Annotated in this window: 13 protein-coding genes and 1 tRNA gene; 8 read left to right on the forward strand and 6 right to left on the reverse strand. The window is 45.5% G+C overall.

Annotation, left to right across the window (positions count from 1 at the left end; all coding sequences use genetic code 11):
* The first annotated feature begins 180 nt into the window (after positions 1-180).
* Positions 181-336 (forward strand): hypothetical protein, encoded by a 156-nt coding sequence (locus tag QT996_RS04105; protein WP_333044734.1) that lies wholly within the window; start codon positions 181-183, stop codon positions 334-336.
* 25 nt (positions 337-361) lie between these two features.
* Here the strand turns inward: QT996_RS04105 and QT996_RS04110 are convergent, their stop codons facing one another.
* Both QT996_RS04110 and QT996_RS04115 read right to left on the reverse strand, forming a co-directional pair.
* Complete coding sequence (locus tag QT996_RS04110) at positions 362-1,297, reverse strand: DUF1350 family protein (RefSeq protein WP_333044735.1); 936 nt, start codon at positions 1,295-1,297, stop codon at positions 362-364.
* A 99-nt stretch (positions 1,298-1,396) separates the two neighbouring features.
* On the reverse strand, positions 1,397-2,215 hold the full coding sequence (locus QT996_RS04115; protein ID WP_333044737.1) for a hypothetical protein: 819 nt from the start codon (positions 2,213-2,215) through the stop codon (positions 1,397-1,399).
* A gap of 434 nt (positions 2,216-2,649) precedes the next feature.
* On the opposite strand from QT996_RS04115, the gene QT996_RS04120 reads away from it, so the two are divergent.
* From QT996_RS04120 to QT996_RS04145, 6 genes are all read left to right on the forward strand, one after another.
* The gene (locus QT996_RS04120; protein WP_333044739.1) at positions 2,650-2,871 is read left to right on the forward strand and encodes a DUF3285 domain-containing protein; all 222 of its coding nucleotides are present in this window, start codon (positions 2,650-2,652) and stop codon (positions 2,869-2,871) included.
* Positions 2,872-3,077: 206 nt separating this feature from the next.
* Positions 3,078-3,614 carry an rRNA maturation RNase YbeY gene (gene ybeY / locus QT996_RS04125; RefSeq protein ID WP_333044740.1) on the forward strand — a complete coding sequence of 179 codons (537 nt, stop codon included), beginning with the start codon at positions 3,078-3,080 and terminating at the stop codon, positions 3,612-3,614.
* Between the two features lie 161 nt (positions 3,615-3,775).
* Positions 3,776-4,285: a diacylglycerol kinase family protein gene (locus tag QT996_RS04130; RefSeq protein WP_333044742.1), complete on the forward strand. Its 510-nt coding sequence runs from the start codon at positions 3,776-3,778 to the stop codon at positions 4,283-4,285.
* A gap of 180 nt (positions 4,286-4,465) precedes the next feature.
* Positions 4,466-5,053: an aminodeoxychorismate/anthranilate synthase component II gene (locus QT996_RS04135; protein WP_333044744.1), complete on the forward strand. Its 588-nt coding sequence runs from the start codon at positions 4,466-4,468 to the stop codon at positions 5,051-5,053.
* A gap of 321 nt (positions 5,054-5,374) precedes the next feature.
* Positions 5,375-6,157 carry an MBL fold metallo-hydrolase gene (locus QT996_RS04140; RefSeq protein WP_333044746.1) on the forward strand — a complete coding sequence of 261 codons (783 nt, stop codon included), beginning with the start codon at positions 5,375-5,377 and terminating at the stop codon, positions 6,155-6,157.
* A 165-nt stretch (positions 6,158-6,322) separates the two neighbouring features.
* Complete coding sequence (locus QT996_RS04145) at positions 6,323-6,955, forward strand: fasciclin domain-containing protein (protein WP_333044748.1); 633 nt, start codon at positions 6,323-6,325, stop codon at positions 6,953-6,955.
* 120 nt (positions 6,956-7,075) lie between these two features.
* Here the strand turns inward: QT996_RS04145 and QT996_RS04150 are convergent, their stop codons facing one another.
* Together QT996_RS04150 and QT996_RS04155 are read right to left on the reverse strand one after the other, a co-directional pair.
* Positions 7,076-8,029 (reverse strand): cobalamin-binding protein, encoded by a 954-nt coding sequence (locus QT996_RS04150; protein ID WP_333044750.1) that lies wholly within the window; start codon positions 8,027-8,029, stop codon positions 7,076-7,078.
* A gap of 66 nt (positions 8,030-8,095) precedes the next feature.
* The gene (locus tag QT996_RS04155; RefSeq protein WP_333044751.1) at positions 8,096-10,804 is read right to left on the reverse strand and encodes a glycosyltransferase family 39 protein; all 2,709 of its coding nucleotides are present in this window, start codon (positions 10,802-10,804) and stop codon (positions 8,096-8,098) included.
* A 133-nt stretch (positions 10,805-10,937) separates the two neighbouring features.
* On the opposite strand from QT996_RS04155, the gene QT996_RS04160 reads away from it, so the two are divergent.
* A tRNA-Phe gene (locus QT996_RS04160) sits at positions 10,938-11,010 on the forward strand.
* A gap of 191 nt (positions 11,011-11,201) precedes the next feature.
* Here the strand turns inward: QT996_RS04160 and QT996_RS04165 are convergent.
* On the reverse strand, positions 11,202-12,551 hold the full coding sequence (locus QT996_RS04165) for a DUF4339 domain-containing protein (protein WP_333044752.1): 1,350 nt from the start codon (positions 12,549-12,551) through the stop codon (positions 11,202-11,204).
* 138 nt (positions 12,552-12,689) lie between these two features.
* Positions 12,690-13,538: a site-specific DNA-methyltransferase gene (locus tag QT996_RS04170; RefSeq protein ID WP_333044753.1), complete on the reverse strand. Its 849-nt coding sequence runs from the start codon at positions 13,536-13,538 to the stop codon at positions 12,690-12,692.
* Positions 13,539-13,583: the final 45 nt, after the last annotated feature.

The raw sequence follows: 13,583 nt of genomic DNA on the forward strand, positions 1-13,583 counted from the left end.
AGAATCTCTCGAACTTGATGAAAAGATTGGCAATCTTCAAGGGAAAGCTGCTACTTTGCAGCTACTAGCAATAATTTATACCAAGCAAGGGGAAGTAGCAAAGGCGATCGCATTTTATCAAGAACTCTCGAAATTAAGGAAAAGATTGGCGATGTTCGAGTAAAAGCTGCTACTTTCGCAATGTTAGGACAGTTGCTAGCAGATAAGAAGGGAGATTTTGACAAAGCCTTGAATTATTTACACGAATCTTTGGACATTTTGCAGCATTTGCGATCGCCCGAGGCGGACAAAGTGAGGGAAATTATTGCTAGGGTTCAGCAGATGGCAGGAAATTGAGGGTGAGTTGGCAGTTTATACAATGTTAAGTGCCTAACCGCTTTTTCAAAGCCTCCAAAAAATGAACAGACCAATATTCAAGAAATCGGCTTTTCAGGGGTTTGATGAATTTATCCCAAGGATTGAGGTCAACAATATAATTACCTATTTTGATACCAATCGGCTCTAAATGTTTGCCTTCTATTTCCTGGCTTAATAAAGGCAATTTTCTATTACTTAGCTGTTGTATGAGCCAAAGTACATCGCTGTTTTTTTGTTGTTCTGGACTTTTGTTGATATCATTGGTAGAACCAGCAATATCATCTCGGTCGAAAGAAATTATTGCAGTCAAATTAAACAGAGAACTATTAGCAATAAAGCATTGAGTTTGTTCTCTGGTTGGTAGCACTCCTAAGCGGAATTTGTCTAACAGTTTTGCTAGCGATCGCACTGGAATAGCGCTCTCTGTATTGCTGATATCAGGAGCAATTAATAAGGACGGCTGGCCTTTAATTGAAGGTCGGTCGATGCCCAGGTTTTCGATTAACCTTTGAATCCGTTCGTAGTCAGGGCGATCGCAGAATTTCTCCACAATATTTGGATACCGATCGTCGCTTAAAAATTCTAAAAGAGCAATATACTTGCATCCCAGACTGTGACCAACCCAAAAATAACTCGATGGTTCTTGATAAATTTCGCTTTCATACCCTAATCTTTGAGCAATCTCGGTCAGTTCTGTTCTCAGGATCTCCTGTTCTTTTAATAACCCAATAGCGATCGGCCAGTGACGAAAAGTAAAACTAAATGGCAGAGCAACTACGGTATAACCTTCTTCAAACAACTGCTGTAAAAAATATCGGTAAAATATAGTTGGCAAACTACCGAAAAAAGTTCCACCAATAAATTGGACAACACCTTTGGGCTGCGGATGAACAGCCACCCAACTAAAAGAAACAGGCTGAAATTTAAATGAGTTCGACATTTGAATAAAGCTCAGTGAGTGTATAAGTAGGCTTAATTAAACGTAATCAAACGTAAGGTGGGCAATGCCCACCCTACAGTTACTTACCATTTAACAGTTCTAGCCGCGAGACATTCTGACAGGAATATCGAATTTATCCATCACTGTATTTAGCTCTTTCAAATTGACCTCATTGGCATCGAGTTGGGCCAGCAGTTGCACTAGCAGTTGAGCTTTTTCTGAATTGTCTGCTTCCAAAGTAGCCAAGTCCAAATTACCGTTGCGTAACTCTTCCAAAATTGGGGTGACAATTGGTAAATCGATGATAATTGGTTTACCTGGTTCAGGCGTAATCTCGTTCAAGCCTTTTCCACTGGCGATCGCTAAAGTGTAATTAATTTGATCGAAGTCTGGTAAAGTGGGAGTGTCTGATGGGAAATCGTTTGGCAAGAAAGTACCGCGAATTTCGGGATTCAATAACACCTTGACTGGTTTCTTGCTTTGGGGTGTAGGCTTTGGAAAGATGGAGCGCGCTGGCACAAATAGCGAGACATAGCCGCGTACTTCCAACAAACCGGGAGTCAGAGTTTTTGGCAGAATTGGCAACAATTCAACAGATGCAGTTTTGTGAGCGGGTATGGTGAAAAATCCGCGATATACGTTCGGTTTCCCTGGCTGCTGAGTCAGAGCGATAGGGGTGTTAGTGCCTTCAACGTCAACAACTAAGAAAGCGTTGTTGAGCAAGATTTTATTAGGATCTGCCGGTACGGGTAAGCTGACGGTAAACTCAATCCGATATCGCAAGTCGATCGCTTCGAGATTGGAGATGGTGAGAAAGTATCCCTGAACGATTCGACGAGCCACTGGGATGAGTTGTGGAGGGATGCCCATCACAGGTGCGATCGGTGCGGTGAGGATTTCAAAGGTGGAAACTTCCATGTTTGTGTCCGAGTAATTTAACTTTTAGCTTGGGTTATTTAGCCGGAAAATTTTGTTTCTGTTTTTCCTTGGCTATATCTATGAATAACTGCCCGTCGAGGTTGGTTAACAGTCGCTTTTTCTGGTGACACTCATTTGAGTTAACTCAAATGAGTGTCGCTTGATTGTGCGACTTGACAATTTAAAATTTTTTGTTAAAGCGCACAGGAACACGGATCAGGAATTTAATTTATTCTTGTGTATCTGAAGATGAAAAGAAAATATCGAATTGATAATCAGCCCGATCGCACATTAATCTGTTGGTATAATCCCCCTTTAATCGGCCCGGGGCGATCGAAAAGCTCAAAACACCTACACAAAACGTTACATATTTGTTAACATCGGGACGAGCCTGTCCTCAGCAGCCCCTCTGTTAACCTTCTAAACTAACGACTATGAGTCAACCTCCCTCAGCAATTCCCGCCTCCGAAGAGTCCGCCGCCGAAACCCCGACAGCGCCGACAAACACTGCACCTCCACCGAGTTATGTCAAGCTGGCGATGCGGAACATGGTTCGCAAGCGGGCGACTTCTCTGTTTCATTTTGCTTTGACAGCCGCCGGACTTTTAGGCGTACTCGTCGGTTTGGCATTTCTCGATCGCTATTTCAATTCTTAATCGAGGATTCCAACAATCAGCCTCTAATTGCTGCTGATGTTTTTGATATTTCTTAATCGGGAGTTAAGCTGATTGTTCTGCCTGCGTGTTGCAATCTCTAACAGATTACTGTATCTTTCCAGCAACAGCAAAATCCCCTGCCGTTCGATCGCGCCATTGGAATTTGTAAAAAAATTGAATATATCCCTTGACAGGAGAGCAAAAAAATGTTAATTGAGGTGAACGTCGAGGACTGTTACGGGCTCGCCCAGCAGTCAGCCGACGCTTCCAACCTCCCTGAGAGTGCAGCCAGCGGGGAGATTGCAGCCGACACCTGGGAAAATTGGTTTAGCGTTTGGCTGGAAAACCAGGAAGAGTATGTGCCAGTGGCCCCGGGCTACGAAGTCAGTCTGCGTTTAACCGCCGATGCCGAGATGCAAGCCCTCAACCTCCAGTACCGCCAGCTCGATCGACCAACGGATGTACTAGCTTTCGCAGCTTTAGAGGTAGACTGTCCTCAGCTAGAGGAAATGCAGTCATCTGAACCCCTATACTTGGGTGATATCGTCATCTCGATCGATACAGCTAACCGACAAGCCCAGCAGCAAGGACATCCCCTGAAGACCGAACTAGCTTGGCTCGCAGCCCACGGTTTTCTGCATCTTTTGGGCTGGGATCACCCGGATGAAGAAAGTCTGACTCAAATGCTCGATCAACAAGAAACATTGCTGCGGGCGATCGGTCTTACGATCCAAACAGCATAACTGAAGTTGATGGTGATTTAACAAATCATGTCAAGCCCAACATAACTTTCTGAAATTAAACCAAAACTTTAGTAAAAACTTAGAAAAGTTACCTAGACTTGATGAAGTAAATTTGAAAAGTTTAGCTTTCATTCATCTCTGTAAATTAAAGTTGGTTCTTTATGACACTAGATAGACCCTCAATTTCCTCACAAATCGCACAGTTTCTGCCCATGCCTCAAGACTCTTCTAGCCAGACAGTCCACGAGCCTAAAAAAGCCTTGAAATACAATCGAGAGCTGTCCTGGAAAATCGCATCTAGCTTAGCTACGAGTTTTAGATACGCTTGGGGGGGTCTGAGTTATGCTTTTGAAACTCAGCGGAATTTTCGGATTCACACAGTTATAGGAACATTGGCGATCGGACTCGGGCTATTTTTGCAACTCAAACCTGTAGAAATATCTGTGATCGGCGTCACCATTGGCATAGTTTTAGCAATGGAACTGTTGAATACGGCGATCGAATCGGTGGTAGACTTGACAGTCGGGCAATCTTACCACGAACTCGCCAGAATTGCCAAAGACTGCGCTGCAGGAGCAGTTTTGGTATCGGCAATGGCTGCGATCATCGTGGGTACTGCACTTCTGCTCCCTCCCTTGTGGGCAGTGGTTCAAATTGCGATCGCCCGTTAGTAACTTATTGGATCCAGAAAATTTTAGGTTTTAGATGACCAATTTGAGATTTTTCGTTTTATTCGTCTATATTGCAGCTATTTTTATCTTCGGCATCTATCTAAAATCTTGAAACCCTTGCTTTCAGGGAGCGAGTTAACCTAAAATCTAAAATCTAAAACCTAAAATCTAACTTAACCCGTGATTATAGTCATCGATAACTACGACAGTTTTACATACAATTTGGTACAGTATCTAGGAGAACTCGGTGCTGAGTTACCGGTAGCAAGCGAAGTGCAAGTCTACCGCAACGACCAAATCTCCTTAGCAGAAATTCGCCAATTGCAGCCGGCAGCAGTGGTGATTTCTCCTGGCCCGGGGCGGCCGGAAGATGCGGGAATTTCTTTGGAATTAATCAAAGAATTGGGGCCGACTCTACCCATTTTAGGAGTGTGTCTTGGACATCAAAGTATCGGTCAAGTATTCGGGGGAAAAATTGTTTCTGCACCCGTGTTAATGCACGGCAAAACTTCTCAGGTAGAACACGCAGGAGTCGGAGTGTTTCAGGGCGTCGAATCGCCGATGATTGCCACTCGCTATCACAGTTTGGTAATTGAAAAGCAGAGTTTTCCCGAAGTGTTAGAAATTACGGCTTGGGTTGAAGACGGAACTATTATGGGTGTGCGGCATCGGGAATATCCGCACATTGAAGGTGTGCAGTTTCACCCGGAAAGTATTTTGACGACTGCGGGAAAGCAATTATTACGAAATTTTTTGGCACGGCTTTAGTTGGGTTGGGAATTTTGAGTTTTTGTCTGAATCTTTCGGGTGCGAAATCCACACCTGACTGTTCAAATTATCTAAATCTTTAGGGTGGCACTGCGAACTTTACGGTAAAACTAGGGTGCAGAGTTTCGCATCTCAACCGCCCACAAAAGGATACAAGCCCCAAAAATGGTCGTGGTGAACCCCAAATTTTAGACGAAAGTTCCATATCCCAGATTCATCTGTGGAGTAAATCTAAAATCTAAAATCTAAAATCTAAAATCGACTGACTGTGTTTTGTGGTATAACAACAAACGACCAACACCCGACAACCCCAACCACAAGATGAAACGGCGACAATTAATACGTTACGCACAGACGGGTTTGCTAGCAGCTTTCTTCACTGGTTTACCATCTGGATGGGAAACCTATCAAGCTCAAACTGCTGATTCTTTGTCGGTTCAGTGGTTGGGCCACACTTGCTTCTTGTTCGCCGGAGGCGGTGCGAGGGTGCTGGTGAATCCTTTTCGCCCCCTGGGCTGTACCGCAGGCTATCGCTCTCCTAAAGTGCCAACAGATTTGATTCTGATTAGCAGTCGGTTGCTCGATGAAGGGGCGATCGACGGATTTTCGGGCAATCCGGGCCTTTTGTACGAGCCAGGGGCTTATCAGTCCAACGGGCTGCGGATTCAAGGGATTAGGACGGAAAAAGACCGTGAGGGAGGAAGGCGATTTGGGGTCAATGTGGCTTGGCTGTGGCAGCAAGCGGGCGTTAAGATTTTACACTTGGGCGGAGTTGCTGGCCCGATCGGCATTGAAGAACAAATCTTGATCGGGCGGCCCGATGTAGTGCTGATTCCCGTGGGCGGCGGGCCGAAAGCTTACACTCCGGCGGAAGCGAAGCAAACTTTGCAGCTTCTCAAACCGAAGATGGTGATTCCGACACATTTCAAAACCCAAGCCGCCGATGCTGCTGCGTGCGATTTGGTGCCGCTAGATGAATTCTTGGCGCTGATGGATGGTACGCCGGTGCGCCGATTGAATAATGACACGATTTCGATCAAAGCTGGTGACTTACCTCAAACTGGTTCGGTGATTGAGGTTTTGAGTTACAGATTTAGCGGTTGATGCCCGATTGCTCAGCTTGCGTTATAGTAAGGGAGTTTTGGTCGATCGGGGATGCAAGAGAATTTTCTTGCTATCTTAGCCTCTGGCAACCTTGCCTTTTGTCGAGATTTGGCTAACATAACAATTCATGTTCACTGTTTTATCTCATAAGGAAATGCAAGCGCAATGAAAAATCAAAATTTACTTAGCTGGATGAAACAACTCACAGGTTTCGCAGGAGTAATCGGCGCTAGCGCGTTGATTGGTTTCCCGGCTTGGGCTCACATCACCTCCAACACCAATGTTGCTAATGCAACTCAAAGTCAACAAGTTCCAGGAAAAGTGAAGACCGCTGCTTCACCAGCACCAACTTCCGCTTCACCGGCATCAACTTCCGCTGCTAAGGATATTGTTGCTATTGCATCTGGCGACGCTCAATTCAAGACGCTGACAAAGGCTTTGGGAGCTGCTGGTTTGGTGACAACTTTACAAGGAAAAGGCCCTTTCACTGTTTTTGCTCCGACTGACGCGGCTTTTGCTGCTTTGCCAAAAGGAACTGTGGATGATTTGCTCAAACCGGCCAACAAAGCCAAACTTACTAAGATTTTAACTTACCACGTTGTTCCTGGTTCGGTTTTATCTACTAGCCTGAAATCCGGCGATGTGAAAAGTGTGGAAGGCAGCTCGCTAAACGTGGCTGTTAGCGCAGGCAAAGTTACTGTCAGCGGCGCTAATGTTGTGAAAGCTGATATCAAAGCTAGCAACGGCGTTATTCACGTAATTGATAAGGTGTTGATGCCCCCTGATGCAACAAAGTAGGACTAGCGTTTTTTGCATTCATTGATTTCAGATTCGGTTAAATGAAGGCGAAGTAAGGACACAACAATGTTGTGTCCTTATTTTTATTGCCGGCAATTCTGAATTAATATAGATAAAGTTTTAGCTAGCTGCCGGGACTGGCACAAATGGCTGCCAACCCTTACCCCGATAGCCAAAATTGAAGATTTCGGGATGGAGAATTTCTGCTAAAATTTCTAACGAATCAACCAATCTCGGCCCCGGTCGATTAAAGTAAGAATTGGCGTCAGTTATGTAAACTTGCCCCGTTTTTACTGAGTGCAAATTATGCCATTCTGGCTTTTTAGTTATCTGCATTGCTTCGCTGCGAGTGCGGCTTAAATCAAAGCCGCAAGGCATGAAAATAATTACATCGGGATTAGCTTCTACTAGCGATTCCCATTTTAACCAAGGGGAATGTTCGCCGACAATTCCAAATAGCGAATTGCCTCCCGCCATTGCCACTAATTCGGGAATCCAGTTACCCGCAGCCATCAAAGGCTCAATCCACTCGATGCAAGCTACTTTGGGAAGTCTCTGTTTTGTGGTAATAATAGAGGATGCTTGTGTTTGGGAGGTAATAGCATTGATGCGGGATTGCAAAAGGTCGATCGCACTTTTGCCATCTACGCCCAAAACATCAGCAACTCGCTCAATATCCGTCCAGATTTCTGCTAGCAGATTCGGCTGCAAAGAAATAATTTCCGGCTTGCTATTTACCAGAGTGCTTACCGCTTGTTCAACCTCTGTTAGAGAACAAGCGCAGACTTCACATTGAGCTTGAGTAATAATGTGAGTCGGCTGCAATTTTTCCAAAGTCTCTATTTCTACTTTATAGACACTCAGCGCATTTTGCAACAATTCTGTCACGCGGTTGTGAATTTCGCTGCTAGTTCCTTCGGGATTGAATTTAGGCTGAGTGCAAACAGGTAAATTTTGGATTTCTGGGGGATAATCGCATTCGTGGGAACGACCCACAATTGCATCGGTTAATCCTAAAAGTGCTACAATTTCGGTGGCACTGGGAATTAGAGAAACAATTCTGAGTTGGTTCATTGGTTTTCTGTTTTTTACCGCTTCGCAAGCACAGGCGGGACGCCTGTGCCACAATAAAAGGGATTGTTAAACTTTCAACTTTTTTAAGAATTGCAAATCTTGCCATGCTTGAATGAGATTACCTTGCATCAGAGCAGCTACACCGTTTAAAACTCTAATTTCCGGTAGATTGGAGTTGAGAGCGAGAGCAGGTTTTAATGCTGTTTGAGCGGCTTTGGGATGCCAGCCGTACAGGTGTACGAAAGCGAGATAGGCGTAAGCGTAAGGGTTTTTTGAGTCGAGTTGAGTGACTTTTTCTAAGGCGGCGATCGCACTTTCGACATTCTGCTGCAATACTCTAGAAAATGCCAAAGCATAAGCCAATTCTAGATTATTTGGTTCCTGCTGCAACCGATATTCTAACGCTTGTTCCGCTTGCACGGTATAATCTTGAATTGGATCGTACTGATTGATGCGCCCAATCTGGTCGAACACGGGTTCTAAACCGGGCAATCCTTTGGGTAAATTAACCGCCATCGCCCGCAATTGAGTCACCAAATCTAACTCAGGCTTATCAGTATTATCCTCGTTTCCAGGCTCTGCCTCAGAACGCATATCCAGAGGCTCTGCCTCGATCTTAACACTAATTGCCGGCACATTAATCGGATAAGTTTCGCCAGTTTTCCGATTGAGATAAGTAGCTTGCAGATTGTAAGTTCCCGGTGCAATATTAGCAGGAGGAAGCATCGCCGTGCGATCGACAACTCGAAACCCCACAGCAAATTTATCCGCTTCCAGCATCCCCGGATGCAAGGTCGCCTGGGCGATCGCGCGATCGTGTAAAATCCTGAAAGTCTTTCCCGGTGGAATATCGCCAGACTGCTGATTTTGCCACGTTACCAACACTAAACCAGACTGTAACTGCTGCCAAGGCCCAGACCAAGTATAAGTAACCGGCAGCGCGACGCCGGGAACTGCTTTTGCAGCAACAGTAACTTGCTCTAATTCTACTTGCGAGCGCCCTTCATTCAACGGCTGTATTTCGACAGGCTGCACTCGCTTGCGATAAAGACTTAAATTAGTATAATCTGGCAAAACCCAAGTTTTATCTAACTCAAAGTTATCACCTTTTTCAATTGCAGTCACCGCTGCATTTTGAGCTTTTTTAATACCTTCGCGAATAGAACCTTGCGGCCCACTTTTAGTTACAAACCAAGATAGCGATCGCACGTCTTGCGGCACTTCTTTTAAATTCGTTCCCACCTGCCGCCCGTAAACCTGAAAATTAGCCAAAGCACCGTAAAAATTCAAATTATGCTGATTAATTTCCGGCGTCGAAGGCAAGACGCCTAAAGTAGATTGTAAATAAGGTTCCCTATCAATTATTTCGGCAATTACCTCTCGGTGCGGCCACTCTTTCCCCAAGTAAGGATAGTTAGAATTTCCGGGACTGATAATTTGGACTAAGCTATTTCCCACAGCACCTCCCAGCGGCCATATATGGAACAGCATCGCCAGAATTGCCAAGCCAATTGTACCCCAGTGAATTTGTCGTCCCCACCGAGAAGGCCACAGCGTTAAACAGTAGGCTAAGAAAATAGATAAAACTGGCAAATAAGGTATCACATATCGGTCGTCTTTGTTGATATTTAGAGAATTAATTAAATAAGCTCCTCCCCAGAAAACAGCCAGCCAGCGACAGGAGTTGAGATGCAAGAGTGACGAACTATCTTGCCTGCGACGCCAATAAAGTATCAATCCTACTAAGGGAATAAGTAACAGAGGCCAAGAAACCTGTTCGGGTAAGTGCTTACCGTAGTAAATCCAAGCGTCGATCGTATTGAGAGCCGGATCTCCTTCGGCGATCGCAGAATCCACCGTTGCCCGTTTTCCCCCGGTCAAAATTAACAGCCAATTGGTTTTCGCCCACGGGCCAAACACCGCCGCCGACAGCAACAAAGCACCAGTTAATTGACCTAATCTTCCCCAAGCTTTTTGCCGCACAGCACCAACAGCCAACCAGACAATCGGGGTAAATAGAAATAATACGGTAGTGTGTTTAACTAATATTGATAAGCCGAGAGAAATTCCAAAGGCGATCGCCCAAAAGAAAGATGACGCGGAGAGTGAGGAAGTGTTGGAGGGGGAGAGGGGGAGATTGGGGGAGGGGGAGAGGGGGAGATCCGGAGAATGGGGAAAATCTTCCTTGATTTCTCTTCCTTCTTCCTTCTTCCTTCTTCCTTCTTCCTTCTTCCTTCTTCCTTCTTCCTTCTCCCTTCTTCCTTCAGAAGCCTTCCACATTGTCAGACAATAGAAAGCCAAAGTAATCGCAGCAGTGAGGGGATAGTCGAGCAAAAATTGCAAGCGGAACCGATAAAGTCCCGGCAACAAAACGCAAATTGCAGCGGCCCACAAACCGACTTGCCTGTTAAACAGTTGGACGCCCAGACTGTAGACTGAGGCGAGGAGAATTGCACTAAATAATAAATGAACGAGGGTTGCCCGATCGCCCCCAGTACCGAACACCTGAAGAAACGGAACCGTCAAGATGTACACCAAGGGCGGAATTTTCGTCGAAAGCAGCCAGAAGTTTGTCCACCACTCCCCGGAAAACCACTGAGGATGCTGCAACACCTGCAAGTAATTCAGGGTGCTAGTCAGGTATTCTGCCTGATCCCACGCGGGGACAGATCGATCGAGGGCAAACCAGAGGCGATCGCTAATTGCCCCCAGCAGCCAAATTATGCCCAAGACAAGCAGACTCTTACTCCCGCTGTCCCGATGTTGCTGTGCCATTGCGATTTTGGGTTTTAAGTTGCAGCTTTTAGCTTACAGGCGGGGGGTTCTCGCGCGATCGAAAAATTAATTTACAAAACCCCTTGCTAAATTCCCTATGTGTCTGCTAAGGTGGTTAAGCGTAAAAAAACAAGCCGAGATAGCTCAGTTGGTAGAGCAGTGGACTGAAAATCCACGTGTCCGGAGTTCAAGTCTCCGTCTTGGCATCGCAAAGCCCTCACAATGTTGAGGGCTTTTTTTTAGGGGAAGTGCGGGCAATGCAGTCCATTATCTAACTCGATTTGCCTGAAAGTTTAGGTGAGGAGATTGATGAATCTATTCGACCTGAATATTTGAAGCTGTGGAGAAGCGTTCAACCCCGCCGAGAATAGTTTTTAGAGTGAATTATTTAACTGTCTTATTTTTGAGTGAGGTACGACGCTAGTTCTGGAATTTCACCGGCGCGCTGCCACTCGGCTTCCCCGCGCCGCACTTTGGTTCGGGCTGTGATTTCCTGAACCTCCCATAATTGCAATTTGGTATAGGGCCCCTTAGCTTCTCCGCTGCGAAACACGTACCATTGAGGAACTTCAGGAGTTGCCGGGGTCGATCGTCTCACAGGCTTCATCCGATTCATTCCTGTTGTGGCTTTGAGCTGATTTAGGTCTTGTTCTACCGGATTCGGAGGCGGTGAGTTAGAATTGGGCGATCGCTTTTTCTTAGCTGAACTCTGACTTTTATTAGCCTCCGACTTACCTCTAGCAATTTCTACTTCGCGAGGCCACCCCCAGAAATGCCACACCGCCACCCACACTACTGCTACGGCAGATCCTACAATCTCTTCTTGTGTTTCTGACCATTCTGAAGACTTTCCAAACAGCAGAAAGCCGATCGCACCGAGTACGCTCGCTATGAGGTTTAGGTAAATTAGGTTGGTAGTATCGTTAGCCGCTAAGTGCCAACTGGTTGTGTGCCGAACAAAAGATTGGCTGGTTGCTGTCCTGTTGTGTTTCCAGGCTTTTCGGGCTTGAAGGCGACTGTAACCCGGAGAGTCAGCGGGCCACCACGTCGCGGCCCAATTAACTAGATGCGCTGACCAATACTGCAAAGCTGCATATCCCACTATTCCGCTCAGCAGTACGCAAATAACTAACAGAAAGGTTGTCAGCGGTAGTAGCTGTTTTGGCACGATTTTGGCCGTCGCAACAGTTAGCAGAAAAAACGGAGTACCAGTTAATACTGGAACTAACAAAAGTTCCAGTATCTTTAGAAGCTCTGCATAGAAAATCCATAAGAATTTAAGAATATTTTTAAGCAGCTTTGCAAAGCGGAAGTGATACAGGTAAGCAGAGGCGATCGCAGTTCCTAGAATTAAAGCAACGAGCGCGCCTGAAGAGCTTCTGAGCGGCAGCATAAAAATTGCGATCACCGGAATTCCCATCACGATTGCTGCTGGCAGCGTGAGAAATGCAATAACGCCTTCCCTCCAGTGCTGCCAAGCCGATACAGTCGGCGGTTGCTGATTGTGTCGGCGAATTTCCACCCACTCTGCAAACTTGGTTAACCCCCAGTGATAGAAAGCAAATAACAAGATTTGGCACAACCAAGCAACTACAATCGGGGATTCCCAGTCAGAGCTGCTAAATCCGTCGGAGGAGTAGTAAGCGTTGGGCAGCAGCACTGAAAGAATCAGCCAAAAGCTAATGCTTAAGGCAAACCCTCTGGCGCACGATGTAGGATCGGGGAGGAATTTCGGCCAATTATTCATGGTTGGGATAATTTGACGGGATATCAATATTGTCCCATTGCGCCGATCGTTCTGGGCAGTGCGATCTTAAGCGCCGATCGCTTGAGACCGCTCGCCCACTCTGGAACAATTTAAATTAAGTTGCTGCAATTACCAACTTTAGAATAAAGATAACTCTGCTTCTGTGAGTTCCTTGTCCCTCAAAAAACCATCTATTCTACTAGCCACAATCTCACAGTAATCAGCCCTAATTTCAAATCCAATAACTTGACGCTGCAAACCCAGAGCCACAATTGCTGTAGTCCCGGAACCCATAAACGGATCTAAAACAATTTCGTTTAAATTCGATGCCGACTTGATGATGCGATCGACAACAGCAACAGGAAATTGAGCGGGGTGAGGCGTGCGTTCTTTTGAAGCTCGGTTTTTCCCCGACGTAACTTTTGGGAATTGCCAAACATCCGTCGGATTTTTGCCTTTTAAATTTACTTTAATCTTGCCGTTCTTTTTCTGATTCGGGTATTTCACATTTGGATCGCGCACTTCATCTAAATTAAAAGTATACTTATCTTGATTTTTCACATACCAGAGAAACTTTTCATTGCGGGGTGAAAAGAACTTGCTGCCCGCAACTCCCGCGCCGTAGTTCCAGACAACTTCTTGAATTAGATAAAAAGGCACTTTGTCCCAAAGCAGATAGGAAATCGGAATTGCTTTTGCCCGATCGCGAATTGACAAATAACCTAAATTCAGCCAAAATGCTCCTCGATCGAGCGTTACCCGGTAAACCTCCGCTATCCACTGCTCGCACCAGTTTAAATACTCATCTAACACCAAGGATTTTTCGTACTCTTTGCCGATGTTATAAGGCGGGCTGGTAACGGTTAAATCTACAAATTGATCCGGCAGCAGCTTCAATGCTTCCAAACAATCCATGTTATAAATTACGCAATTAGGAGCTTGGAAGTACGGTTTACCTAAAATATTCGCGATCTCAGTCAAGCTCATGAAATATTGGGGAGAAATTTTGTTGACAAGATGCAATAATTATAG

This window comes from Microcoleus sp. S13C4, from assembly GCF_036700865.1.
Lineage (GTDB): Bacteria > Cyanobacteriota > Cyanobacteriia > Cyanobacteriales > Microcoleaceae > Microcoleus.